Genomic DNA, 25,706 nt, shown 5'->3' with positions numbered 1-25,706 from the left:
AGTCTTCCCTTGTTATTGTGTAGCCAGAATGCCGCAAAACTTCCATGCCTAAGCGAACTGTTGAGAGTACGTTTCGATTTCTGACTGTGTTAGCCTGGAAGTGCTTGTCCCAACCTTGTTTCTGAGCATGAACGCCCGCAAGTCAACATGTTAGTTGAAGCATCAGGGCGATTAGCAGCATGATATCAAAACGCTCTGAGCTGCTCGTTCGGCTATGGCGTAGGCCTAGTCCGTAGGCAGGACTTTTCAAGTCTCGGAAGGTTTCTTCAATCTGCATTCGCTTCGAATAGATATTAACAAGTTGTTTGGGTGTTCGAATTTCAACAGGTAAGTTAGTTGCTAGAACCCATGGCTCCTTTGCCGACGCTGAGTAGATTTTAGGTGACGGGTGGTGACAATGAGTCCGTGTCGAGCGCTGATTTTTTCGGCCTTTAGAGCGAGATTTATACAATAGAATTTGGCATGAGATTGGATTGCTTTTAGTCAGCCTCTTATAGCCTAAAGTCTTTGAGTGACTAGATGACATATCATGTAAGTTGCTGATAGGTTTCCAGTTTTCCGCTCCTAGGTCTGCATATTGTACTTTTCCTCTTACTCGACTTAACCAGTACCAACCCAGCTTCTCAACGGATTTATACCATGGCACTTTAAAGCCAGCATCACTGACAATGAGCGGTGTGGTGTTACTCGGTAGAATGCTCGCAAGGTCGGCTAGAAATTGGTCATGAGCTTTCTTTGAACATTGCTCTGAAAGCGGGAACGCTTTCTCATAAAGAGTAACAGAACGACCGTGTAGTGCGACTGAAGCTCGCAATACCATAAGTCGTTTTTGCTCACGAATATCAGACCAGTCAACAAGTACAATGGGCATCGTATTGCCCGAACAGATAAAGCTAGCATGCCAACGGTATACAGCGAGTCGCTCTTTGTGGAGGTGACGATTACCTAACAATCGGTCGATTCGTTTGATGTTATGTTTTGTTCTCGCTTTGGTTGGCAGGTTACGGCCAAGTTCGGTAAGAGTGAGAGTTTTACAGTCAAGTAATGCGTGGCAAGCCAACGTTAAGCTGTTGAGTCGTTTTAAGTGTAATTCGGGGCAGAATTGGTAAAGAGAGTCGTGTAAAATATCGAGTTCGCACATCTTGTTGTCTGATTATTGATTTTTCGCGAAACCATTTGATCATATGACAAGATGTGTATCCACCTTAACTTAATGATTTTTACCAAAATCATTAGGGGATTCATCAGAGCCTGATATGCCCAAGGTCTTCATCACTCAGCGTATAGTGCTTGAGCAAATCCGTCTGTGAAGTCGGCAAGCGCAACAGCGCGTCTTTCTGCCGATCGGTTAGAGTGACGCGACGCGGCATACATGTTCCTTTTTCAAAATCTGATAGCGTTCAAGACGCTTTGTTTATGAAGCTGGTTGAGATACATTTCCAGAGGTCAATGCAATCGTGGCCGAAGCGCCGCCTCAAACCAACGTTTGTGATACATGCTGATCGGATATGCCCGCGTCTCCAAAGCCGATGGCTCGCAGTCTCTCGACCTGCAGCACGACGCCTTGCGCGCCGCAGGTGTCGAACGGGACAATATCTATGATGATCTTGCTTCCGGCGGTCGTGATGATCGCCCTGGCTTGACTGCCTGCCTCAAGTCATTGCGTGACGGCGATGTGCTGGTGGTCTGGAAGCTCGATCGCCTCGGACGATCGCTTGCCCATCTGGTCAACACGGTGAAGGAGCTGTCAGACCGCAAGATCGGCCTGCGGGTTCTGACTGGAAAGGGCGCTCAGATCGACACCACGACTGCGTCCGGTCGCATGGTGTTCGGAATCTTCGCCACCTTGGCCGAGTTCGAGCGGGATCTGATCCGAGAGCGCACCATGGCGGGTCTCGCCTCCGCGAGAGCGCGCGGTCGCAAGGGCGGACGAAAATTCGCGCTCACCAAAGCTCAGGTGCGTCTCGCGCAAGCCGCCATGGCCCAGCGCGATACTTCAGTTTCCGATCTCTGCAAGGAACTCGGCATCGAGCGCGTCACTCTCTACCGATATGTCGGTCCCAAAGGCGAGCTCAGAGACCATGGAAAGCATGTTCTCGGACTTACGTAGTGGACTTGCCTCGGTTTCGTTCCGGTCTTTTTGAGAGCATTATTTGTTATCAAGGAGACCATATATGTCATTAAAGCATAGTGATGAATTTAAGCGTGATGCAGTTCGCATAGCACTCACTAGTGGCTTAACACGCCGTCAAGTTGCGTCAGATTTAAGTATTGGGCTTTCCACGCTTGGGAAATGGATCGCATCAATTTCCGATGAAACTAAAATTCCTACCCAAGACACTGATCTTCTGCGTGAGAATGAACGTTTACGCAAAGAGAACCGTATCCTTCGGGAGGAGAGGGAGATATTAAAAAAGGCAGCAATATTTTTCGCAGTACAAAAGCTGTGAGATTTCAGTTTATTACGGATTACCGTGGCTCTCTCTCACGTTCACGCATATGTCGTTTGATGGGCGTAACAGATCGTGGTTTACGTGCATGGAAACGCCGTCCTCCATCACTGCGCCAGCGTCGTGATCTTATACTTCTAGCGCATATACGTGAGCAGCATCGGTTGTGTTTGGGGAGCTATGGTAGGCCGCGTATGACAGAAGAGTTGAAAGCGCTGGGCCTGCAGGTTGGGCAGCGTCGGGTTGGACGTTTGATGCGCCAGAATAACATTACAGTTGTTCGAACGCGTAAATTCAAACGGACAACGGATAGTCATCATACCTTCAACATTGCACCGAACCTATTAAAACAAGACTTTAGCGCAAGCGCACCCAACCAGAAATGGGCAGGCGATATCACTTATGTTTGGACCAGAGAAGGATGGGTCTATCTTGCTGTTATCCTTGACCTGTATTCCCGTCGCGTGATTGGCTGGGCAACAGGTGATCGATTAAAGCAGGATCTTGCATTAAGGGCACTGAATATGGCGTTGGCTTTACGCAAACCACCACCGGGTTGTATTCAACACACAGACCGTGGGAGCCAATATTGCGCTCATGAATATCAAAAGCTACTGCTCAAACATCAATTGCTGCCGTCCATGAGCGGGAAAGGCAATTGTTTTGATAACTCCGCAGTAGAAAGCTTCTTTAAATCATTAAAGGCTGAGTTGATTTGGCGCAGACACTGGCAAACAAGGCGAGATATTGAGATTGCAATCTTCGAATATATAAATGGCTTTTATAATCCACGCCGAAGACATTCAACACTCGGCTGGAAATCGCCGGTGGCATTTGAGAAAAAAGCCGCTTAAAATGAGAGATAGACCGGAACACAACCGGTGCAAGTCCATAGCAACTCGTTTCTTTTCGCAGGTTGAGCCACCTCCGCGCTTCATCAGAAAACTGAAGGAACCTCCATTGAATCGAACTAATATTTTTTTTGGTGAATCGCATTCTGACTGGTTGCCTGTCAGAGGCGGAGAATCTGGTGATTTTGTTTTTCGACGTGGTGACGGGCATGCCTTCGCGAAAATCGCACCTGCTTCCCGCCGCGGTGAGCTCGCTGGAGAGCGTGACCGCCTCATTTGGCTCAAAGGTCGAGGTGTGGCTTGCCCCGAGGTGATCAACTGGCAGGAGGAACAGGAGGGTGCATGCTTGGTGATAACGGCAATTCCGGGAGTACCGGCGGCTGATCTGTCTGGAGCGGATTTGCTCAAAGCGTGGCCGTCAATGGGGCAGCAACTTGGCGCTGTTCACAGCCTATCGGTTGATCAATGTCCGTTTGAGCGCAGGCTGTCGCGAATGTTCGGACGCGCCGTTGATGTGGTGTCCCGCAATGCCGTCAATCCCGACTTCTTACCGGACGAGGACAAGAGTACGCCGCAGCTCGATCTTTTGGCTCGTGTCGAACGAGAGCTACCGGTGCGGCTCGACCAAGAGCGCACCGATATGGTTGTTTGCCATGGTGATCCCTGCATGCCGAACTTCATGGTGGACCCTAAAACTCTTCAATGCACGGGTCTGATCGACCTTGGGCGGCTCGGAACAGCAGATCGCTATGCCGATTTGGCACTCATGATTGCTAACGCCGAAGAGAACTGGGCAGCGCCAGATGAAGCAGAGCGCGCCTTCGCTGTCCTATTCAATGTATTGGGGATCGAAGCCCCCGACCGCGAACGCCTTGCCTTCTATCTGCGATTGGACCCTCTGACTTGGGGTTGATGTTCATGCCGCCTGTTTTTCCTGCTCATTGGCACGTTTCGCAACCTGTTCTCATTGCGGACACCTTTTCCAGCCTCGTTTGGAAAGTTTCATTGCCAGACGGGACTCCTGCAATCGTCAAGGGATTGAAACCTATAGAAGACATTGCTGATGAACTGCGCGGGGCCGACTATCTGGTATGGCGCAATGGGAGGGGAGCAGTCCGGTTGCTCGGTCGTGAGAACAATCTGATGTTGCTCGAATATGCCGGGGAGCGAATGCTCTCTCACATCGTTGCCGAGCACGGCGACTACCAGGCGACCGAAATTGCAGCGGAACTAATGGCGAAGCTGTATGCCGCATCTGAGGAACCCCTGCCTTCTGCCCTTCTCCCGATCCGGGATCGCTTTGCAGCTTTGTTTCAGCGGGCGCGCGATGATCAAAACGCAGGTTGTCAAACTGACTACGTCCACGCGGCGATTATAGCCGATCAAATGATGAGCAATGCCTCGGAACTGCGTGGGCTACATGGCGATCTGCATCATGAAAACATCATGTTCTCCAGTCGCGGCTGGCTGGTGATAGATCCCGTCGGTCTGGTCGGTGAAGTGGGCTTTGGCGCCGCCAATATGTTCTACGATCCGGCTGACAGAGACGACCTTTGTCTCGATCCTAGACGCATTGCACAGATGGCGGACGCATTCTCTCGTGCGCTGGACGTCGATCCGCGTCGCCTGCTCGACCAGGCGTACGCTTATGGGTGCCTTTCCGCAGCTTGGAACGCGGATGGAGAAGAGGAGCAACGCGATCTAGCTATCGCGGCCGCGATCAAGCAGGTGCGACAGACGTCATACTAGATATCAAGCGACTTCTCCTATCCCCTGGGAACACATCAATCTTACCGGAGAATATCGTTGGCCAAAGCCTTAGCGTAGGATTTCGCCCTCTCCCGCAAACGACCCCATCAGCAGCGCATCCAGTGCCAGCTCGCGCGACAGTGTCGGCTTCATCGACCAGCCCACCACATTACGGGCAAAAAGATCGATAACCACTGCCAGGTACAGCCAGCCCTGCCAGGTGCGGATGTAGGTGATGTCGGTGACCCACACCTGATTGGGCTTCACTACAGTAAATTCACGCCGCACGTGATTAGGCGCTATCAGTGACGGTCGTCCCCGGCTCCCGCGTGGCACTTTATAACCATGTATAGCCTGAATCCTGTTTTTCCTCATGATTTTGGCAACCCGGTTTCTGCTGCACACTTCGCCAATTTCGCGAAGATCGCCATGAACCCTGCGATAACCGTAAACTCCACCACTCAGCGTATAGGAGTCGCGGATGAGTTCCAGCAGTCGCTGGTTATCCTTTTCTCCGGCAGATACAGGGTTATGGAGCCAGACATAAAATCCGGCACGGGCAACCTTAAGGACCCGACACATTGTAACGATCGACCAGATTTCACGGTGATCGTTGATAAAGCGATACTTCAGTCGGGCTCCCTTGCAAAGTACCGCGCTGCCTTTTTCAGAATATCCCGCTCTTCCTCAGTGCGTTTAAGCTGTGCTTTCAGCCTGAGAATTTCTGTTCTGGCATCCAGTAAATCCTGTGCCTGCTGTCCACTGTTGTCAGGCTTAACAGCCCGGAGCCATTTATATAGGCTGTGCGCCGACACGCCGAGCCGTTCAGATACTTCAGCAATAGAATAGCCCCGCTCGGTGATCTGGCGGACGGCCTCTTCCTTAAATTCAGGGGTAAAACGTGATGTGCCCATAGACTCCTCCTATGCTCAAACTATAGGGCAGATTTGTCTACGGGCTCGGGGTCACTCCATTAAGTGATAACAGGTGTCTGGAAATATAGGGGCAAATCCAGTCGGGAGGATGCGTGATCTGATCCTTCAACTCAGCAAAAGTTCGATTTATTCAACAAAGCCCATTCATGTCTGTCGTCTCCGTCACGGAAATTATTACGGGATTATTTCACCCAGTCTTCCAGCACCAGGCCCGGGACCCGCGCAAACTCTCTCACATTGTTCGTCACCAGGATGGCGCCCGCCGCGATGGCGTGCCCGGCAATGGCCGTGTCATTCGGGCCGATCGGCGTCCCGGCTAGGCGCAGCGCCACCCGGATGTCCGTCGTGGCGTCCACCGCGGCGCGGTCCCAGGGCAGGACGGCATCGAGGCGCGCGCAGAACGCGTCGACCAGCTGAATATGGCGCGGCGAGGCCTTCGGGCCGGTGGCGCCGAAGCGCATCTCGGCATACGTCACGGCCGAGACCACAATGCGATCACCGCGCAGCACCGCCTGCTCCAGGCGCTTCAGCACCGCTGCCGGCTGCTCGCGCATGATGAACGAGCAGATGTTGGTGTCGAGCATCCAGGTTTTCTTCATGGCTCAAAGCGTCCTTCATCGCTGACCACATCCTCACGCTCCGCCATAAAGTCCGGATCGGCCCTGTCCAGCTGCGCGAACGAGCCCCAGGTCGGCCGGACGGGACGCAGAATGATGCTGTCCCCTTCCCGGACGATCTCCAGCTCGCTGACGCCATCAAAATCCAGGTCCCGGGGCAGACGGATGGCGCGGTTATTGCCGTTTTTAAATATTGAAACTGTGCGCATGGTTTTTCCTCATATGCTGAGTGTGCCAGGGAGTATTCCCGCATAGGTGAAGTATATGCCTGCAAGCCCGGCTTGTATAGGTGTTACATATGCAGATGGTAGGTATATGCGTATGCTTTGCCTATGCAGATGCCCGGCATATGGATATGTTACACCTATGTTGGTTTCTCACTTTTCCCGCTCAGATCCGAAAAAAGGCAGTTCCGGATCTGATTCAGCCCCGCCGGCGCGCAGCGGCCCGGAAACACAAGATGTAGCGGTGTTTCCAGCTGTCAGTGACCATATATGTTGTGCCCCTCCCCTGCCCCGTGACCGGCCGCTCACCACCCTGAAAGGGCGCTGTGGTTATTCCGTGTGCGTGGTACACTTCCGGAAACTGTGGAATAACATAAAAGTCGGATCCGGCCAGAGCGGCCGTCAGGTAATTTAATTACGTTGTTATATGGCTGCTTATTATTTTAGTATGTGAAAATCACTCTCGTGAAAGTCACTGTCGCGACAGAGTGGCACTCATCTGACGATGATTGAGGTGTGGTAAAATTGCACGGCTAACTATTCAACTGAGGAAAGGACATGTTTACTGCATTCAATGAGAGAAATGATTTCAGTTATGCTTTTGAAAAAATCCGTAATGCGATTTCCGCGCCAGGAGAAAATAATCTTTATGCTGCAACAGAATTAGGTCTTGGCATTCTGCTCCGTAAATACGAGCAGTTTCGCCAGGAACTGGATGCGGCCGGTGAGCTGGGAAACTGGGAATATGATCTCGATACCTACAATCACTGTATTGCGGTGCTGCAACGTTACTTCACCGGCAATCCATCCGGACTGACAGAACGTGATGCCCGGATTTACAGCCATTACCTGCAGACTGAGCACAAAAGGTTTGTGAAACTGGCTGAAGAGCTGGCTGCCGGCCGCTGACTACGGACAGAGGGCGGGATTTCTCAGGAATATAAAGGGGTAAATGATCAATGACTGATATACAGGCCGCAACTGAGAGTATAGTTGCTGCGACATCCCATCCGGTTTCCGTACAGCTGATTAATCAAGGGGCGGGGATCTGGGGAAACGTGGCAACCGGGCTTATCACTGGCCTGCTTACTGGGGGTATAACACTCACTGGCATCTGGCTGACACATTATTTCACGCTTAAGCGTGAGAGACAGGCGTCAGAAGATAAAATGAAAAAGGAACTGCATTACATTGCCACCGAGTTGGTATTCATGCTTGAACGGTATGCTGAGGGTTGTTTCCGGGTTGTGACGGATGACGGCCAGGATGATGATGCCCCCCAGCCTGAGAGAAAAGCTGTCACGAATTACCCTGAACTGAATCTGATCGATGTCTCCGGTGACTGGCGGACTTTAGAGCCACGTCTTATGTATCGCATCCGTGAACTGCCGGTGCTCCAGGATGAGGCCCACAGGGCAATTGCATATGCCGCCGAATACTCCGACCCTCCTTGGCATAAGGACTATTTCAGGGAACGGCAGTATCAGTTCACGCGCTTGGGCATCAACGCTGTCATTCTTGCCGTCCGTCTGCGCAAGGCAACCGGGATGCCCGAAACACGTCTTACAGGTCATGATGAATGGTCTGCAGTTTCCGTGTTTCGTAAAGTCTGGAGGCGCGAAAGAGCCCTGCGCGCTGCTGAAGCTACCCGCAACAGGGAGTGGAATCAATTAGTGATACCTGATGGAATGTCAAACCAATGAGCGGCCTCTTATCATATTCTCACCCGCAGCAGCCGGCGCAAATGCCGGTGGCCATTGACTATCCCGCCGCGCTGGCCCTGCGCCAGATGGCGCTCGTTCAAGATGAACTACCGAAATACCTGCTGGCACCGGAAGTCAGCGCCCTGCTCCATTATGTGCCCGATTTGCACCGCAAGATGCTGCTGGCAACCCTCTGGAACACCGGCGCACGTATCAACGAGGCGCTGGCGCTGACCCGGGGGGATTTTTCGCTGGTGCCACCGTATCCGTTCGTGCAGCTGGCCACGCTTAAGCAGCGCACCGAAAAAGCGGCCAGGACAGCCGGCCGAGCTCCCGCCGGTAGCCAGGCTCATCGTCTGGTTCCGCTTTCCGATCACCACTACGTCAGCCAGCTGCAGATGATGGTGGCCACCCTGAAAATTCCGCTGGAAAGACGCAACAAGCGTACCGGCAGAACAGAGAAAGCCCGCATCTGGGACATCACCGACCGGACAGTACGGACCTGGATTGGCGAAGCGGTTGAAGCGGCCGCCGTCGACGGGGTGACATTCTCGGTGCCGGTCACCCCGCATACGTTCCGCCACTCCTACGCGATGCATATGCTGTATGCCGGCATACCACTGAAGGTTTTGCAGAGCCTGATGGGCCACAAATCGATTAGCTCGACGGAAGTCTATACGAAGGTGTTCGCACTTGATGTTGCTGCGCGGCATCGAGTTCAGTTTCAGATGCCCGAAGCGGATGCGGTAGCCATGCTGAAAGGGAATATTTAAGTACTTAGGAGAATGATGCTGGCGAACGTCCTGCTCGCCGGGGAGGTCTGTCAGACGTTATCTGGACCAGCTGACGGGAATATCTGCTCTGTATTCCTCATACTGCTCATAGATCGCATGCTGAAGCATCGTAATACGTTCTGACAACCTGTTGGCGTCCGACATATGCCGCCATTCCCCCTCAATAGTGGTTTTCTGTCCATCCGGGAGATTGAGCGTGATCAATACCTTTGTATCACGAATAATCACCCCGTCAGTGAAAGAATTAAGACCACTCCTTACGGTATTATCTATCTGTATAGTTTCAAGTTTCATCTTGTTACCTCCTGTTGACCGGATCCCAAGCATAGATATCTGAATTCAAATTGCCTAGTGAAATGTCTGGATATGCCGCATTTTTCCCCTTATACAGCGAAGCTGGCCAAAGGCCAGCCCGCTTGGATTTATCGCTTTTGCCAGTAGATCAGCATGGCAAGGAACAGGATTGTTGCCCCCTGAGAAGCGGTCAGGAAAGTTTCCAGCAATGACATTATCGTAAAACTCCGCATTATTCAGGTGTGTGATTCAGGGGCCTTAGTCCCCCTTTTACAGGACGTAGTGTTCTGTCACGACGGAAGCCAGGGTTAATAAAAACGATTCGAATATGTCTGCAGGGACGATAGAAATCTTCGTGCGGGTTGTCTCGCTGTAGCCGGCTCTGGAGAGCGACTCGGGGGAGGAGTAGTATCTTCCGGCCACGGATATGATCGAGCCAGCAGTGCTCGCCGCAGTCGAGCGACAGGGCGAAGCCCCGAGTGAGCGAGGAAGCACCAGGGAACAAAACTTATAAATTCTGCTTACGCTCAATGCCTGAAAAATCACCTCCCCTCGGGGTTATCCACTTATCCACGGGCATATTTTTATAAAGTACTTTTTTATTCTTTTTCTTTATTTTACATCTTTTAGGGAGCCTGAAAGCCGCGTACAGTGCGGCCTGAGAGGGGGCCTGTATGGGCAACTGGTAAACATAATATGGGAAATTAATCACGTATCAGTGGGTTTTGTGTCAACAAGCTATGGGATACGCATCAACAAGCTATGGGAAAGAGGTCAAGTTCAGTTCTCAATTATCCACTTGTGGATAAAGTGCAGATTTTTCCGGTGGATAAGTATCGCGATAGCTTGCAATTTCTGTTTTCACTGTCATTATGGGTGGGTAAAAATTTACCCATAGGCATTGAAATGGATACTCAAGCACTCTTGCCAGCTACTAAAACGTTTAAAAAACGCGCCAGTATAAAGCAATCTAACGAATTGACCGAAGCTGCATATTACCTGCCTCTTCAGGCAAAACGTGTGCTGTGGTTATGCCTCATGCAGGCCTATTTTAATGACAGCCAGGAAGATGACTCTGACGTATTGCCGCTCTTCAAAATCAGCGTTTCCGATTACGTCAAATACTTCAATGTCGCTACGTCTGTCGCCAGTCGTGATGTGAAGGCTGGGGTAAATGCTCTGGGCGAATCAACGGTTACCTTTTATCCAAAAGAAGGTGAGTTTGAAGAAGTTAAACGTCCGTGGCTGGCTGAAGCAGGAATGAAGCGAGGCCGGGGTTCCTGGCAGATTGAATTTAACTACAAGGTCATGCCATTCCTGGTCGGCTTAACCTCCCAGTTCACTACCTATTCTCTCTATGACTGTGGCCAGCTTAATAGTGTTCGTGTCATCCGGCTTTATGAAAGCCTGTGTCAGTTCCGGAGCACTGGTGTCTGGATCACCACACATGACTGGTTATGTGAAAGGTTTATGCTCCCTGCCTCGCAGAAAAACAATATTGCTGAAATGAAGCGTACCTTCCTGGAACCTGCTCTGAAGAAAATTAATGAGAAGACGCCATTAAAGGTAACATATACCACTGAAGAAGATGGTCGCTTGCTGTTTAATTTTCTTGATAAAAAACAATAGTCTGTAATTTTTATTTCCTCCCCCCTTAGTTTGTTGCTGACATATGGGGGGATACTGAACTTGCTGTGTTTCCCATAGTGCTTGCCTAACTTGACCTGTTTCCCACACTCCCGACCGTCCGAGAAGTTGACCTGTTTCCCATAGTCCGGGCCGTCCGAGAAGCTGACCTGTTTCCCTTAGTCCGGGCCGTCCGCGAAGTTGACCTGTTCCCCACACTCCCGGCCGCCCGCGAAGTTGACCTGTTTCCCACAGTCCGGGCCGTCTGCAAAGTTGACCTGTTTCCCACAGTCCCGGCCGCCCGCGAAGTTGACCTGTTTCCCATAATCCGGGCCGTCCGCGAAGTTGACCTGTTCCCCACACTCCCGGCCGCCCGTGAAGTTGACCTGTTTCCCATAGTCCGGGCCGTCCGCGAAGTTGACCTGTTTCCCATAGTCCGGAGCGTCCATTAAAGTTGACCTGTTTCCCACAGAGGATGGAAAACTCTTCTTGTGCTGAGCGTAAGAGCTATCTGCCGGAACGGTTCCTCTTCGCTTCCTCGCCAGTTCGCTCGCTACGCTCGGTTACATGGCTGCGGCGAGCGCTGATACATAAGGCTCAGCATTGCACTGGTCGTAACTAAAATCAGAATCCTTCTGAATGACTCTCCTGTCTTGCAAGTTGAATACCTTTCTCAAAGCCCTTTTGTATGAGTTGCTGTTGATGGTCAAAAGTGCGTCTGCGTGTTGCTGCAGTGTGATTTAGTAGCACGCCCGTCGAGCTTCATCCCCCTTCTGTTGAGAGCGAAATCAAAACAATATGATTTTTTTCTTGCAACATGACACTTTTTGTTCAAAATGACAAAAAACGTCATGAGGTGATAAATGGACAATATTGAGCAGTTACGGAAAGTCGCTACACGTGCAGGTAAGCTTCTGACATCTTTGAGCGAAAGTATCCGACAGCAAAAAGAGGAATTGAAGCTTACCGAGTTCTATCAGGAATACAGCAAAGCCGCTCTGTATAAGCTGCCTAAGCTCAGTAAAGGCAGTGTTGAGTATGCTGTGTCCGAAATGGAAGCCGGTGGCTACATTTTTAAAAAGAAACCTTCTGGTAATACGATGAAATACGCGATGACGATTCAGAATGTCATCGATCTGTATAACCATCGTAAAGTACCGAAGTACAGGGATCGCTTCGATAAAGCCTTTACGATTTTTGTATGTAATCTTAAAGGTGGTGGTTCCAAGACAGTTTCTACCGCTTCATTATCACATGCTTTTCGAGCTCATCCTCAGCTTCTGTTCGAAGACCTGCGTATTCTGGCCATCGATTTCGATCCGCAGGCATCTCTGACAATGTTCCTGAGCCATGAGAATTCAGTGGGCTTGGTTGAAAATACGGCTGCTCAGGCCATGCTCCAGAACGTGTCTCGTGAAGAATTACTTTCCGATTTTATAGTACCGTCTATTATCCCTGGTGTTGATGTAATCCCCGCTTCCATTGACGATGCATTCCTTGCTGAAGGCTGGAAGGGATTGTGTGAAGAACATCTGCCAGGGAAAAATATTCATGCGGTGCTTAAAGAGAACATTATCGACAAGCTCCAGCATGACTACGACTTTATTTTCCTTGATAGTGGTCCTCACCTTGATGCGTTCCTGAAAAACTGCATTGGGGCGGCAGACCTGATGTTGACCCCTCTTCCACCGGCGACGGTTGATTTTCATTCTTCCCTGAAGTTTGTGGCCAGCCTCCCTGCCCTCATAGATTCCATCGAAATGGATGGGCACACCTGCAATCTCATCGGTAATGTCGGCTTCATGTCCAAGATCCTGAACAAGTCTGATCACAAAATTTGCCATAGTCAGGCCAAAGAGGTTTTCGGTGCCGATATGCTAGACATGGTTCTGCCAAGACTGGATGGTTTCGAACGTTGTGGGGAGACTTTTGACACAGTTATTTCAGCAAATCCAGCAACCTATGATGGAAGTACAGAGGCACTAAAAAGCGCAAAATCAGCAGCGGAAGACTTTGCGAAGGCAGTCTTTGATCGCATCGAGTTCATTCGTACTAACGGAGGTATGTGATGTCGAATGAGAAAAGAAAAACCATCGGCAGACAGTTAAATACCCAGGCGTCAATTGCGGAAATGACGGACACCGGTAGAAGCCAGGTATTTACCTTAAAAACCGGCAGGAAGGTAACGTTCAGGTTTGTTCGGGTGCCTGCATCTGAAGTTGAAAGTAAGACCTTCGTAAACCAGGAAAACAACGGAAGAGATCAACTTGCACTGACCAGGGAATCCCTGAAATCCATTATCCAGACGATTAAGTTTCAGCAGTTCTTTCCCTGTATTGGTATTAAGCAAAGTGAAAGGATTGAGATACTGGATGGTTCAAGACGGCGAGCCTCAGCAATTTTTGTCCGTACAGGCCTTGATGTAATGGTTACCGAAGAGCATTTATCAGCTGATGAAGCTCGCCAACTGGCTAAAGATATCCAGACAGCTAAAGAACATAATCTTCGGGAGATTGGCCTGAGATTGATCGCTCTTAAAGAGTCCGGATTTAATCAAAAGGAAATTGCTGAACTGGAGGGGTTATCTCAAGCTAAAGTTACCAGGGCGCTGCAGGCGGCGGCCGTACCGCAAGACTTGATTTCTCTGTTCCCGGTTCAGTCGGAGCTATCGTTTAGTGACTATAAACTTCTTTTAGAAGTTAATGAAAAACTCAGTGAAAAGGGATTAACGCCTGAAGAACTCATTCAGTCTGTATCAGCTCAGCTCGATGCAATTTTGAGTGAAGGCGAGCGACCAGAAGACGAACAGAAAGCCAGTATACTGAAGCTGATTTCTCAGGCATCTCAGGCATTGATAGATCCATCTCCCAAGGAAAAGTCAGTGGTTTCCCCACTCTGGTCTTTTGAAGAAAAGGACAAGTTCGCGCGTAAGCGTGTGAAAGGGCGTACGCTGACTTATGAGTTTAGCCGTATGTCAAAAGTGATTCAGGATGAACTGGACAAGGCTATCAACGAGGTCCTTGACAGAAATTTGAGTCAATAATTTCGCCATGGCGATTTCACATCTAACTTATTGTAATTAGGCAGTTTAGGCTGAGAATTTCAAGGTGAAATCGCCAAAGTTTTACGCCAGTTTCGCTGAAGGAATATCTGACCATCGTGTCGTATAAGCAGGAGAAAGCATCTCCCGTTTCATCTGCCATTCCGGGGCAATACCCCGCCCCGCAAACCATACTTTACCCAGCCCTGAGTTGTTGATCCCGTCCAGAACCTTCATCAGCTCAGCACTGTAAGGGCGTGGCGGGCGTTCGTCGAACAGCTGCAGCTGCGAAACGCCGGAGCCGGTGAAGTCATTCAGCATAACTCCGGCTTTGGCATACCGGTGCCCATCCCTCCAGATACGCTCCAGAGCCGTTGTAGCGGCTGCAATGATGTCCCTGGTGTCCTGAGTGGGTGTAAGAAGTTTTTCCGTAGCCACGTTGCCGTAGTAAGGCTCTTTAATGGCGAACGGAGACGTTTTGATGAAAACGGAAATATGCCGGCAATACTGGTGCTCTTTACGCAGTTTTTCAGAGGCCCGCTCTGCGTGCTGACAGATAGCCTGACGGAGTGACTCGTACTCCGTGATCTTCACGCCAAAACTGCGGCTGCAGACAATTTGCTGTTTCGTCGGAGGGGCTTCCTCAAGCGAAAGGCAGCTTTCCCCGTTCAGTTCCCGTACCGTTCGCTCAAGGACCACAGAAAAATTTTTGCGGATGAAGGCCGGGTTCGTCAGGGCGAGATCGAGCGCGGTCTTAATGCCCAGTACATTCAGCTTGCGTGCAATACGGTTACCCACCCCCCAGATTTCTTCAACCGGCTGCAGTGAAAGCAGTTTCCGCGTTCTCTGCGGATTTCCCCTGGTCAGAGCAAGTACGCCACGAAACTGTTTCCACTCTTTTGAGGCCCACTGGGCTGATTTTGCGAGGGTCTTCGTTGGTCCGGCGCCCACGCCAATGGTCAGGTGGGTACAGTCATACACGTGCTGACGCAGCTGCCGGCCGAAGTCCTCAAGCTCCATACAGTGCTCCACGCCGGTCAAATCGAGGAACATCTCATCAATTGAATACTGTTCCACTCTGGGGGCCAGTTCCTCCAGGCTGTTCATCACGCGCGCCAACATCGAGGCATAAAGTTCATAGTTACTTGAAAACGCATATATTTTTTCCGGGTATCTTTCGTTTTTTATCTGAAACCACGGAGTTCCCATTTTGATCCAGGGCTTCGCCTCGGCACTGCGAGCGATTACATTCCCGTCGTTGTTGCTCAGGACGACTATCGGCTTTCCTTTCAAATCCGGGCGGAAAACACGTTCACAGCTGGCATAGAAGCTGTTCACATCGGCCAGGGCAAACATCAGTACATCTCCCTCGGGCGGTGGATGATATGCGTGACGACGCCAAAGATATCCAGCTCGTCGGGATCAGGATAAATCGGCGACCAGGAGGCATTCATGGGCTGCAGCGTCAGTCGCGGCGTCAGCAGAAGCCGTTTCACCGTAAACTCCCCCTGCATGCTGGCGACAACGATATCGCCGTGCCGCGGCTTTTCAGCACTGTCCACAACCAGCAGATCGCCATTGTACAGACTGCCGTCGGCCATGCTGTCTCCGCTGGCACGCAGGTAGTACGTCGCGCTCGGATGCCGTATGCAGTAATCATGGAGATCCAGATCGGACTCGACATAGTCAGCAGCAGGGCTGGGAAAACCGCAGCTGGCCAGATCGGCAAACAATGGATGGGCCTGTGGCGGGAGTTCTTTCCCGGTGCTGAAAAGTTGTAGTTTCATCTTTCCTCCTGACACTCTAATTTTACTGGTTATACATACAGTGTTCACCGGGAGACCGGTAGAGATCAAGGGGTGAAAGTCCCCGACCATTGAAGGACCAGCAATCCACAAGGTCCCCGAGTCATGCGTTGCATACCGCGAGGTATGGGGCGAAGCGTTGACAGGGGTGTTGACAGGCCAGCCATTGAGCCACGAAATGTATATTAAATTACCGGGTGCCGACGTTGTACTGTTAACGGAAGGCAACATCATAGGGTGCGATACTGCGAGTGCCACATGGACCCGGCGGGGTCTGAGACCCTGGCATGTCAATACGATCTCTACGCGGGAACCGGGAGATCTCCCCTCTGACCATCTGCCAGTGTCGGAGACGGCCCGCACCGGGAAGACGAGGAGTCATAGCCGGTGATGTACGGAGAGGAGAAGTCGGACTCGCTCATAGTAGCGGCGAAGCAGGCGAACAACCCGAAAGGAGCGGAGTCAGTGGAGCGAAGGAGCGGGGCCAAGGGGAACGCGGAACAGCCACACATGCGCCGGACACAGAGCCGGGAAAGCATGTCACAGAGGCTGTCACGCGTGCGGGAAGCTGCGAAGCAGCGGAAGAAAGAACGGTTTACAGCATTGTTCCACCTGCTGACAGTCGAAGCACTGGAAGCCGCATTCCTCTCCCTGAGCAGGAAAGCGGCCGCCGGAGTGGATGGCATCAGGTGGATGGACTACGCCGGAAACATGAAGAACAACATAACAGATCTGCACCGGAGGCTACATTAGGGCAGCTACAGGGCGCAGCCCGGCAGGCGTCACTACATCCCAAAAGCGGATGGAAAACAACGCCCGCTCGGCATCGCCTCGCTGGAGGACAAGATCGTCCAGTATGCGCTGGTGAAAATCCTGAACGCAGTCTATGAAAACGACTTTATGGGGTTCTCATACGGGTTCAGACCCGGGCGAAGCCAGCACGATGCACTGGACGCACTGGCCACAGGGCTGGTACGCACTAACGTAAACTGGGTACTGGATGCCGACATCAGTCAGTTCTTCGACAGGGTGAGCCACGAATGGCTGATCAGGTTCACAGAGCATCGGATCGGCGACCGGAGCGTAATCAGGCTCATACGTAAGTGGCTCACAGCCGGGACGTTGGAGGAGGGTCAATGGCGAGCAACGGAGGAAGGCACCCCACAGGGTGCGGTCATCTCACCGCTGCTGGCAAACATATACCTCCACTACGTCTTCGATCTGTGGGCGCATCAGTGGCGACGTCGCTATGCCACAGGCAATGTGGTAATGGTCAGATACGCCGATGACATCGTCATCGGGTTCGACAAACGATACGATGCCCGGCGCTTCCGTATAGCCATGCAGCGCAGACTGAGGGAGTTCGGACTCACGGTTCACCCGGAGAAAACCCGTCTGATGGAGTTCGGCCGCTTCGCTGCCGAAAACCGTGCCATCAGGGGAAAAGGCAAACCAGAAACGTTCAACTTCCTCGGGTTCACGCACATCAGCGGGAAAGATCGCAACGGCAGGTTCATGCTGATACGAAAGACCCGCCGGGATCGGATGACGGCAACTCTGAAAGCCATCAAAGACGGTCTGCGAAGGCGCTGGCATTACTCAATCCCCGAACAGGGAAAATGGCTCAGGAGAGTGGTTCAGGGATACCTGAACTATCACTCGGTACCGGGCAACTTCCCCACCATGCAGAAGTTCAGGACACACGTAACAAACCTCTGGCGCCGGGCGCTCAGGCGCAGGAGCCAGAAGGATGATACGACCTGGACGAAAGCAAACAAACTGGCAGCCGCATGGCTACCAAGGGTTCGGGTTCTTCATCCATGGCCTGTGGAGCGGTTCACCGCCAGACACCCGAGGCAGGAGCCCGGTGCGTAAATCGCGCACGCCGGGATCTGTGCGGGGGGTATCCGGTAACGGGTATCCCTACCGCGACATATTTAACAGCGTGACGATAATCCAGATCGCCTGCCGGATAATGGTGCCAACTTACTGATTTAGTGTACGATGGTGTCTTTGAGGTGCTCCAGTGGCTTCCATCTCCATCAGTTGTCCCTCCTGCTCAGCTACTGAAGGCGTGGTGCGTAACGGTAAAAGTACTGCCGGACATCAGCGCTATCTCTGCTCTCACTGCCGTAAAACATGGCAACTGCAGTTCACTTACACCGCTTCTCAACCCGGTACGCACCAGAAAATCATTGATATGGCCATGAATGGCGTTGGATGCCGGGCAACTGCCCGCATTATGGGCGTTGGCCTCAACACGATTTTACGTCACTTAAAAAACTCAGGCCGCAGTCGGTAACCTCGCGCATACAGCCGGGCAGTGACGTCATCGTCTGCGCGGAAATGGACGAACAGTGGGGCTATGTCGGGGCTAAATCACGTCAGCGCTGGTTATTTTACGCCTATGGCAGGATGTGCAGGACGGTGGTGGCACGCGTCTTTGGTGAGCGTACTCTGGCCACGCTGGAGCGTCTTCCGGGCCTGCTGTCGGCCTTTGAGGTCGTGGTATGGATGACGGATGGCTGGCCGCTTTATGAATCCCGCCTGAAGGGAGAACTGCACGTTATCAGCAAGCGATATACGCAGCGAATTGAGCGGCATAACCAGAATCTGAGGCAGCATCTGGCAAGGCTGGGCAGGAAGTCACTGTCGTTCTCAAAATCGGTGGCGCTGCATGACAAAGTCATCGGGCATTATCTGAACATAAAACACTATCAGTAAGTTGGAGTCATTACCAACCAGTTCACCACCTACTCGCTCCGCGATTGTGGCAGTCTTCGAAATCCCCGGACGATCCGCCTTTATGAAAGTCTTGCTCAATTCAAATCTTCAGGCTTATGGGTTACTACTCATGCTTGGTTAAATGACCGTTTCGTCTTACCGGAATCCCAGCAGAAGAACTTGGCAGAGTTGAAACGATCTTTCCTTGATCCTGCACTCAAGCAGATAAATGAGAAAACACCTTTACTTGCTAAGTATAGTATTGATGATTCAGGAAAATTTCTGTTCTCAATAATTGATAAGCAAAATCCCGTCTGACATAAATCAGCACACATGAGCCTGTCATTTGACAAATTTTTGTCATGAAGATGGGCGGATTTCCACACAGCACCGGCGCCCGGTAAGGTGGGCGGATTCCCACACGGCACCGGCGCCCGGCAAGATGGGCGGATTTCCACACAGCACCGGCGCCCGGTAAGGTGGGCGGATTTCCACACAGCACCGGCGCCCGGCAAGGTGGGCGGATTCCCACACGGCACCGGCGCGCGGCAAGGTGGGCGGATTCCCACACGGCACCGGCGCGCGGCAAGGTGGGCGGATTTCCACACGGCACCGGCGCCCGGCAAGGTGGGCCGATTCCCATATCGACATGTATGTAGCTTGTGTTATCTGTGGATTGTGCAGCTCAGCGGGTCGCTGGTCGTATGGCGGAGTGTCCCCCGTAACCGGCCGCGTGCGGCCGCTAACGCGCAGTACGGCGCCGCGTCCCGCAGACGGGCCGCCGTTCCCGCGCGCAGCACTGCGCACCCCCGTGGGGGACGTACGGCAGCTGCGTGGCGGTGAGCGGGATTAGGGCTTTGCAGCTACCGTGTTAAGTTCCCTGGTGTCGCTGAAATAGTTGATGAACATCCCCCTAAGCGTCAGCAGCAAGCTGCCGCCGCTTAGGCCCCGGAAATCACGCCCTTTACGTCGTAAACGCCGTAAAGCCCGCTCACCGGGGTTAAAAGGGATTACTTTGACTTCTTCATTGCTGTTCGCGAGTTAAGGCTAATCAGGGCAGGGGGTAGGGTGGCAGAATTTATAGCCCGGCAACCGGCTACGCCGGGCTTTCGGCGCCATTTTACAACACAGACGGCTTTGTTGAATAAATCGAACTTTTGCTGAGTTGAAGGATCAGATCACGCATCTTCCCGACAACGCAGACCATTCCGTGGCAAAGCAAAAGTTCAAAATAACCAACTGGCCCACCTACAATAAAGCCCTCATCAACCGTGGCTCCATAACTTTCTGGCTGGATGATGAAGCTATTCAGGCCTGGTATGAGTCGGCAACGCCTTCATCACGGGGAAGACCTCAGCGCTATTCTGATCTCGCCATCACCACCGTTCTGGTCATTAAACGCGTGTTCAGGTTGACCCTGCGGGCTGCACAGGGTTTTATTGATTCCATTTTTACACTGATGAATGTTCCGTTGCGCTGCCCGGATTACACCAGTGTCAGCAAGCGCGCAAAGTCGGTTAATGTCAGTTTCAAAACGTTCACCCGGGGTGAAATCGCGCATCTGGTGATTGATTCCACCGGGCTGAAGGTCTTTGGTGAAGGCGAATGGAAAGTCAAAAAGCATGGCCAGGAACGCCGTCGTATATGGCGAAAGTTGCATCTGGCAGTTGACAGCAACACACATGAAATCATCTGTGCAAACCTGTCGCTGAACAATGTGACGGACTCAGAAGCCTTCCCGGGTCTTATCCGGCAGACTCACAGAAAAATCAGGGCAGCATCGGCAGACGGCGCTTACGACACCCAACTCTGTCACGATGAACTGCGGCGTAAGAAAATCAGCGCGCTTATCCCGCCCCGAAAAGGCGCGGGTTACTGGCCCGGTGAATATGCAGACCGTAACCGTGCTGTTGCGAATCAGCGGCTGACCGGGAGTAATGCGCGGTGGAAATGGACAACAGATTACAACCGTCGCTCGATAGCGGAAACGGCGATGTACCGGGTAAAACAGCTGTTCGGAGGTTCACTGACACTGCGTGACTACGATGGTCAGGTTGCAGAGGCTATGGCCCTGGTACGAGCGCTGAACAAAATGACGAAAGCAGGTATGCCTGAAAGCGTGCGTATTGCCTGAAAACACAACCCGCTACGGGGGAGACTTACCCGAAATCTGATTTATTCAACAAAGCCGCGCGGGGCTAACAGGTAAGATGAAATTAAGGTTTTACGAACACTGCCACTGTAATTAATTACCGCTACTTTCATAAATCACCTCAGAATTTTTTGTTGAACTTCTTAGGGTCGAAATTCTCACCGATTTTCTTGAAGAATTCTTTATCAATAATGCCGGGACTCTCTGCTTTTTTACTTTCCTGCACTTCAGGCTCAGACGGTTGTGTATTGTGCAATACACTTTCCGCTGCACCCTTCGCGCTACTCTTATCATGCGTATTGTGCAATACATTTTTTCGGTTTTGCCGCGTTCTATACAGTGCCATCTCAAGCCCTTTGGCTGTTACCGAAAAGCTGTATTCGCTGTCGAGGATTTCAGCAATTTCATGCCGCGTTAGCCCTCTGTCCAGCCAGTTCTCGATTTCATTTAGGCGCAATCTGACAGCAGCCGATAAGTTGCGGGGTTTCAGATCTGCTGGTTTATTCATAACCCCCTCCGTTGTATGAAAATGACTCTACAACACTCGTAAGAAGGGGTCAATCGAGTTTTGTAGTTTATCTGTAGTTTTATTGTAGTCTATTTGTAGTCTGTCACGTTTTTTGTAGTTTATTTGTAGTTTTATTGTAGTCTATTTGTAGTCTTACAACACTAAGGCAAAACGTTTTTTGTAGTTTATCTGTAGTTTATCTGTAGTTTTTGGTTGCTCAGATGGTCATGCAAGCATGACCATCAAAGAATAGGACGCTTTTTAGCCAAATGCCCCTTAACCTACGGAGATCGCCCTACCAAAAAAAGATGATTTTTTATCCCTTAACCTGCTATACACCTAACGCAGCGTGATAAATCACGCTATTGCACTGATTTAAAAGAAAAAAAACAAAATTTAGCCATGCTGCGGTATTACCCAGGTATTACAAATCAAATCTAAATTACTGATTTAAATAACTTTTTATTTATTACTTTGGTAATACTATGATTTCACCGTATTAGACACCCTTTTTTCGTTTAAAAAATGCACAAATTGAGGACTGAATGGGCTTTGTTGAATAAATCGAACTTTTGCTGAGTTGAAGGATCAGATCACGCATCTTCCCGACAACGCAGACCGTTCCGTGGCAAAGCAAAAGTTCAAAATAACCAACTGGCCCACCTACAATAAAGCCCTCATCAACCGTGGCTCCATAACTTTCTGGCTGGATGATGAAGCTATTCAGGCCTGGTATGAGTCAGCAACACCTTCTTCACGAGGCAGACCTCAGCGCTATTCTGACCTTGCCATCACGACTGTGCTGGTCATTAAACGCGTATTCAGGCTGACCCTGCGCGCTGCGCAGGGCTTTATTGATTCCATTTTTTCTCTGATGAACGTTCCGCTACGCTGCCCGGATTACAGCTGTGTCAGCAGGCGGGCAAAGTCGGTTAACGTCAGTTTCAAAACGTTCACCCGGGGTGAAATCGCGCATCTGGTGATTGATTCCACCGGGCTGAAGGTCTTTGGTGAAGGCGAGTGGAAAGTCAAAAAGCATGGCCAGGAACGCCGTCGTATATGGCGAAAGTTGCATCTGGCAGTTGACAGCAACACACATGAAATCATCTGTGCAGACCTGTCGCTGAAGGGGTCTGACGCTCAGTGGAACGAAAACTCACGTTAAGCAACGTTTTCTGCCTCTGACGCCTCTTTTAATGGTCTCAGATGTCCTTTGGTCACCAGTTCTGCCAGCGTGAAGGAATAATGGCCGAGCATATTGATATGTCCGTGGCAAAGCGGGGAGAGGCGTGCGATATCTTCATCATTCAGTGTTTCACCCTGCGCCCGGAGATGATCCAGGGCTGCCTGCATATAAATAGTGTTCCATAACACGACGGCGTTAGTGACCAGCCCCAGTGTGCCCAGTTGATCTTCCTGACCGTCGGTATATCGTTTTCTTATCTCACCTTTTTGACCGTGACAGATGGCTCTGGCAACGGCATGGCGACTTTCTCCCCGATTAAGCTGGGTCAGAATGCGCCGGCGGTAATCTTCATCATCAATATAATTAAGCAGATACAGCGTTTTGTTGATGCGCCCCACTTCAATGATTGCCTGAGTCAGTCCGGAAGGACGTTCACTTTTCAGCAATGAACGGACCAGCACTGAAACCTGTACTTTGCCCAGCTTCAGGGAGCCAGCGGTCCGGATCATTTCGTCCCACTGAAGGACTATTTTTCGGGGATCTGATTGCCCTCTGGCAATATCATTCAGCACGCCATAGTCGGCATCATGGTCCATTCGCCAGAAAACCGAAGCACCGGCATCAGCCAGGCGTGGAGAAAACTGGTATCCCAGCAGCCAGAAAAGGCCAAAGACAAGTTCGCTGGCACCTGCTGTATCGGTCATAATTTCGGTTGGATTCAGCCCGGTCTCCTGTTCCAGAAGACCTTCCAGCACAAAGATAGAGTCCCTCAGCGTCCCCGGTATAACGATGCCATGAAAGCCGGAATACTGATCGGACACAAAGTTGTACCAGGTGATCCCTCTGTTATTACCAAAGTATTTGCGGTTCGGTCCGGCATTGATTGTTCTGACTGGCGTAACAAAGCGCATTCCATCTGCAGATGCCACTTCTCCTCCACCCCATATCTGTGCCAGTGGCAGCGTTGCCTGAAAATCAACCAGTCTGGCATTAGCGCTGGTGATAGTTTCAGCCCGCAGATAGTTCGCTTTTGTCCAGTTCAGCCGGTGTCGGGTCAGTGCAGGAACATTTGATCTGATCAGTGGTTCCAGACCGATATTGCAGGCTTCAGCCATCAGCACGGCGCTGATGCTGACGGGCAGATCATCAACTCTGGCACTGGCTTCACTAGCATGGAAAAACTCATCAGCAAATCCGGTATGGGCGTTAATTTCGAGCAGCAACTCCGTTAAATCCACCGGAGGGAGTAGATCACTGATCATTTTGCTCAGTCGTTTCAGACTGTCCGGCTCATCAAGACTGGCGAGGGGAGAAATTGTCAACCGGGGCTTCGGGCCAGAAACATCGAGTTCGACAGCCTCATTTTCGCAAAGACGTGCAGCAACCTGTCTGTAACGACTATCAAGCTGATGACCCAGAGATTTTATTGCTTCCTGCGGGTCTGTCGGGTGCCCCAAAGAACGATAAACCTTAATCCGGTTTGCCTGCCAGTCAGCACCCTGTAGTAATCTTGCACGAGGATCTCCCCACCGGTTACTGCCGGTAACGTAGACATCCCTCCGCCTCAGACTATCCTGCAGTTTACTGAGAAAGCAGAGCGTGTATCCCCTGCGGGTGATATGTTTTTCCTTGTTAATCACCAGCCGTTTCCATGACCGACTGATAATTTCCGTTGGTGCGTCGTCAAAAAACTGCCGCCGTGAGCTGAACTCCCGGCTGAGGTAGTCACAGGCATTCAGAGTGGTAACCCCGGCAGGTGCGGATGAAAATTTAACGGTATTCAGCAGATGGGGCAGGAAACGACGAACGCGCCCGTACTGCTCCACCATTTCTTCATGAAAATTATCGTCTGAGGGCCGGGCAATTTCACGGACAAGCGTGATGATTTCAGCCAGCTTTTGCCTTGGGATGTAGCTGAACACCTCAGCACGAATCGATTCGTCCGGTGTTTCTTCTTTCAGCAGGTACGAACATGCGCTGGCGAGCGCCAATGCAGATTTATCCAGATCCTTCAGCGAGCGGAGCCGTTTTTTCTGCCCAATCTTTCTGGCGTCACGGATGATAACGGCCAGCATGGCGTCCAGAACGTCCAATGCATCATCCAGCGCCAGCGTTTCCCATGCAAGGACAAAGGCAACCAGAACCGCCATCCTTTTCTGCGGTGACATCCTGGCAATATTGAACACCGAAGTCATACCAGCATAACGTGCGAGATTTTTCAGGCGCACAGCCGGGAGTGTACTCAGGTTTTCAGCATGCAGGCCAAAATCGTTCAGAGTTTTCCAGCGTTCAATTGCTTCATTAAACGCCGGACCACTGATGGTCACAGGGCCCTTTTTCAGTGATTCCAGTAAAGACAGGCGGCTGCAATCAGTTGGCCCCAGCAGCATCTCCAGCTGTGAACGCTGTTCGGCTGACGGTATCAGTGCCAGTTTGTTCCACAGGCGCAACGTCGCCTTTTCCCTTACCTCTGAAATCAACCGGGTCAGCGTAGTGGCTCCGGGGAGAATAATACGATGTTGCATAAGCCACCCTGTCGCCAGATCGAAAAGCAGGCCAGGACGTTCGTTGCTTATCCAGCTCCGGGTATATAAAAGACGGGTAAGGCGAAATGTCCAGGGCCAGGCAAATTCACGATACTGATAGTGCTGACGTATCAGCGCTGCATGCTCACGGCGGGTATTTTCCCTCTGACCGTATTCTGCAAGAACGGTGATATCACGAATCCCGAGCTGTCTGGCGGTAAAATGCCGGACGCCGGAAGGAATATGATTCATATCGGTGAGGAAGGTGCCCAGAAAACGGACACATCCAATTTGCAGGGCAATGCCCAGACGGTTGTGATCACCTCTGCTTTTTCCGATAAATTCCTTGTCTGCTTCATCAAGGTGAAAATATCGTGCCAGCTGAAGCTCATCCGGTTCACCGGTGAATCTGCCATAGCTTTCAGTCTGCTCAGTGGTCAGAAAGTCAACGGGCATATCGGCCTCCCTGCCTGACGGGCATTTAGTAACATTTTTCCAACCGTACGAAATGTTATAAATTATC

General features: G+C 51.3%; 22 protein-coding genes and 6 pseudogenes. 16 read left to right on the top strand and 12 right to left on the bottom strand.

Translation table 11 applies throughout. From position 1 onward, the window contains the following. Positions 1-1,141 (bottom strand): annotated as a pseudogene (locus RTW80_RS14645) (IS4-like element ISVsa5 family transposase); the annotation flags it as partial. A gap of 106 nt (positions 1,142-1,247) precedes the next feature. Then, positions 1,248-1,370 (bottom strand): annotated as a pseudogene (locus tag RTW80_RS31385) (DUF4158 domain-containing protein); the annotation flags it as partial. 125 nt (positions 1,371-1,495) lie between these two features. On the opposite strand from RTW80_RS31385, the gene RTW80_RS14640 reads away from it, so the two are divergent. From RTW80_RS14640 to RTW80_RS14625, 4 genes are all read left to right on the top strand, one after another. After that, the gene (locus RTW80_RS14640) at positions 1,496-2,110 is read left to right on the top strand and encodes a recombinase family protein (protein ID WP_000904906.1); all 615 of its coding nucleotides are present in this window, start codon (positions 1,496-1,498) and stop codon (positions 2,108-2,110) included. A gap of 64 nt (positions 2,111-2,174) precedes the next feature. Next, a protein-coding gene (locus RTW80_RS14635; protein WP_085959879.1) for an IS3-like element IS1133 family transposase occupies positions 2,175-3,304 on the top strand; the annotation gives its coding sequence in 2 pieces (ribosomal slippage) (positions 2,175-2,421 and positions 2,421-3,304; 1,131 coding nt in all). 106 nt (positions 3,305-3,410) lie between these two features. Continuing rightward, positions 3,411-4,214 (top strand): aminoglycoside O-phosphotransferase APH(3'')-Ib, encoded by an 804-nt coding sequence (gene aph(3'')-Ib, locus RTW80_RS14630; protein ID WP_001082319.1) that lies wholly within the window; start codon positions 3,411-3,413, stop codon positions 4,212-4,214. Next, complete coding sequence (locus tag RTW80_RS14625; RefSeq protein ID WP_000480968.1) at positions 4,214-5,050, top strand: aminoglycoside O-phosphotransferase APH(6)-Id; 837 nt, start codon at positions 4,214-4,216, stop codon at positions 5,048-5,050. Before aph(3'')-Ib ends, RTW80_RS14625 begins: the two co-directional genes overlap by 1 nt. A gap of 105 nt (positions 5,051-5,155) precedes the next feature. On the opposite strand, the pseudogene RTW80_RS14620 reads toward RTW80_RS14625, so the two are convergent. The 3 genes and pseudogenes from RTW80_RS14620 to vapB form a co-directional block, all read right to left on the bottom strand. Next, positions 5,156-5,964, bottom strand: a pseudogene (locus tag RTW80_RS14620) (IS3-like element ISEc15 family transposase); the annotation flags it as partial. Between the two features lie 203 nt (positions 5,965-6,167). Further along, positions 6,168-6,584 carry a type II toxin-antitoxin system VapC family toxin gene (locus RTW80_RS14615; RefSeq protein ID WP_000754566.1) on the bottom strand — a complete coding sequence of 139 codons (417 nt, stop codon included), beginning with the start codon at positions 6,582-6,584 and terminating at the stop codon, positions 6,168-6,170. Next, positions 6,581-6,811 (bottom strand): type II toxin-antitoxin system VapB family antitoxin, encoded by a 231-nt coding sequence (gene vapB / locus RTW80_RS14610; RefSeq protein ID WP_001261276.1) that lies wholly within the window; start codon positions 6,809-6,811, stop codon positions 6,581-6,583. The genes RTW80_RS14615 and vapB overlap by 4 nt, the downstream gene beginning before the upstream one ends. Positions 6,812-6,866: 55 nt before the next feature. Here vapB and RTW80_RS31380 point away from each other — a divergent pair, with 55 nt between their 5' ends. The 4 genes from RTW80_RS31380 (at position 6,867) to RTW80_RS14595 (ending at position 9,302) form a co-directional block, all read left to right on the top strand. After that, positions 6,867-7,241, top strand: coding sequence for a hypothetical protein (locus RTW80_RS31380; RefSeq protein ID WP_024130061.1), 375 nt, complete (start codon positions 6,867-6,869; stop codon positions 7,239-7,241). A 143-nt stretch (positions 7,242-7,384) separates the two neighbouring features. After that, positions 7,385-7,735: a hypothetical protein gene (locus RTW80_RS14605; RefSeq protein WP_000493378.1), complete on the top strand. Its 351-nt coding sequence runs from the start codon at positions 7,385-7,387 to the stop codon at positions 7,733-7,735. Between the two features lie 50 nt (positions 7,736-7,785). Then, positions 7,786-8,529 (top strand): hypothetical protein, encoded by a 744-nt coding sequence (locus RTW80_RS14600; protein WP_000129823.1) that lies wholly within the window; start codon positions 7,786-7,788, stop codon positions 8,527-8,529. Then, a complete protein-coding gene (locus RTW80_RS14595) occupies positions 8,526-9,302 on the top strand; it encodes a site-specific integrase (RefSeq protein ID WP_000015958.1) in 777 nt (258 codons plus the stop codon). The genes RTW80_RS14600 and RTW80_RS14595 overlap by 4 nt, the downstream gene beginning before the upstream one ends. A gap of 57 nt (positions 9,303-9,359) precedes the next feature. Here the strand turns inward: RTW80_RS14595 and RTW80_RS14590 are convergent, their stop codons facing one another. Together RTW80_RS14590 and RTW80_RS14585 are read right to left on the bottom strand one after the other, a co-directional pair. Beyond that, a complete protein-coding gene (locus RTW80_RS14590; protein WP_000764642.1) occupies positions 9,360-9,617 on the bottom strand; it encodes a hypothetical protein in 258 nt (85 codons plus the stop codon). A 128-nt stretch (positions 9,618-9,745) separates the two neighbouring features. Beyond that, a complete protein-coding gene (locus RTW80_RS14585; protein ID WP_032409716.1) occupies positions 9,746-9,850 on the bottom strand; it encodes a hypothetical protein in 105 nt (34 codons plus the stop codon). A 529-nt stretch (positions 9,851-10,379) separates the two neighbouring features. Between RTW80_RS14585 and RTW80_RS14580 the strand changes: the two genes are divergently transcribed. After that, a complete protein-coding gene (locus RTW80_RS14580; RefSeq protein WP_004118283.1) occupies positions 10,380-11,246 on the top strand; it encodes a replication initiation protein in 867 nt (288 codons plus the stop codon). 176 nt (positions 11,247-11,422) lie between these two features. Here RTW80_RS14580 and RTW80_RS14575 read toward each other — a convergent pair whose 3' ends face one another. Beyond that, positions 11,423-11,692 carry a hypothetical protein gene (locus RTW80_RS14575; protein WP_000339857.1) on the bottom strand — a complete coding sequence of 90 codons (270 nt, stop codon included), beginning with the start codon at positions 11,690-11,692 and terminating at the stop codon, positions 11,423-11,425. 414 nt (positions 11,693-12,106) lie between these two features. On the opposite strand from RTW80_RS14575, the gene RTW80_RS14570 reads away from it, so the two are divergent. Then, entirely contained in the window at positions 12,107-13,312 is a 1,206-nt protein-coding gene (locus tag RTW80_RS14570) for an AAA family ATPase (protein WP_000368714.1), read from the top strand. Beyond that, positions 13,312-14,286 (top strand): ParB family protein, encoded by a 975-nt coding sequence (locus RTW80_RS14565; protein ID WP_000064119.1) that lies wholly within the window; start codon positions 13,312-13,314, stop codon positions 14,284-14,286. The genes RTW80_RS14570 and RTW80_RS14565 overlap by 1 nt, the downstream gene beginning before the upstream one ends. Positions 14,287-14,367: 81 nt before the next feature. On the opposite strand, the gene RTW80_RS14560 is transcribed toward RTW80_RS14565, so the two are convergent. Both RTW80_RS14560 and umuD read right to left on the bottom strand, forming a co-directional pair. Then, positions 14,368-15,639, bottom strand: a complete 1,272-nt coding sequence (locus RTW80_RS14560; protein WP_000457559.1) for a Y-family DNA polymerase — start codon at positions 15,637-15,639, stop codon at positions 14,368-14,370. Beyond that, positions 15,639-16,070 carry a translesion error-prone DNA polymerase V autoproteolytic subunit gene (gene umuD, locus RTW80_RS14555; RefSeq protein WP_000776034.1) on the bottom strand — a complete coding sequence of 144 codons (432 nt, stop codon included), beginning with the start codon at positions 16,068-16,070 and terminating at the stop codon, positions 15,639-15,641. The genes RTW80_RS14560 and umuD overlap by 1 nt, the downstream gene beginning before the upstream one ends. A gap of 405 nt (positions 16,071-16,475) precedes the next feature. Here umuD and ltrA point away from each other — a divergent pair. From ltrA to RTW80_RS14535, 4 genes and pseudogenes are all read left to right on the top strand, one after another. Further along, positions 16,476-17,963 (top strand): annotated as a pseudogene (gene ltrA / locus RTW80_RS14550) (group II intron reverse transcriptase/maturase). 151 nt (positions 17,964-18,114) lie between these two features. After that, positions 18,115-18,812, top strand: a protein-coding gene (locus tag RTW80_RS14545; RefSeq protein WP_223229472.1) for an IS1-like element IS1X3 family transposase whose coding sequence is annotated in 2 segments (ribosomal slippage) — positions 18,115-18,364 and positions 18,364-18,812 — 699 coding nt in all. Because the reading frame shifts where the segments join, the coding sequence is not laid out codon by codon here. Between the two features lie 9 nt (positions 18,813-18,821). Further along, a pseudogene (locus RTW80_RS14540) lies at positions 18,822-19,130 on the top strand (replication initiation protein); the annotation flags it as partial. Positions 19,131-19,977: 847 nt separating this feature from the next. Beyond that, a complete protein-coding gene (locus RTW80_RS14535; protein WP_030005799.1) occupies positions 19,978-20,946 on the top strand; it encodes an IS5 family transposase in 969 nt (322 codons plus the stop codon). A gap of 139 nt (positions 20,947-21,085) precedes the next feature. Here RTW80_RS14535 and stbA read toward each other — a convergent pair whose 3' ends face one another. Continuing rightward, a complete protein-coding gene (stbA, locus tag RTW80_RS14530) occupies positions 21,086-21,472 on the bottom strand; it encodes a plasmid stabilization protein StbA (RefSeq protein ID WP_001039464.1) in 387 nt (128 codons plus the stop codon). 580 nt (positions 21,473-22,052) lie between these two features. Between stbA and RTW80_RS14525 the strand changes: the two are divergent. Continuing rightward, positions 22,053-22,598: pseudogene (locus RTW80_RS14525) on the top strand (IS5 family transposase); the annotation flags it as partial. Between the two features lie 35 nt (positions 22,599-22,633). Here the strand turns inward: RTW80_RS14525 and RTW80_RS14520 are convergent. Further along, positions 22,634-25,639 (bottom strand): Tn3-like element Tn3 family transposase, encoded by a 3,006-nt coding sequence (locus tag RTW80_RS14520; protein ID WP_001143760.1) that lies wholly within the window; start codon positions 25,637-25,639, stop codon positions 22,634-22,636. Positions 25,640-25,706: the final 67 nt, after the last annotated feature.

This window comes from Escherichia sp. AM3, assembly GCF_032029835.1.
GTDB lineage: Bacteria > Pseudomonadota > Gammaproteobacteria > Enterobacterales > Enterobacteriaceae > Escherichia > Escherichia coli.
Note: the sequence above shows the minus strand (reverse complement) of the source record. Positions and strands in the feature narration are given on the sequence as shown.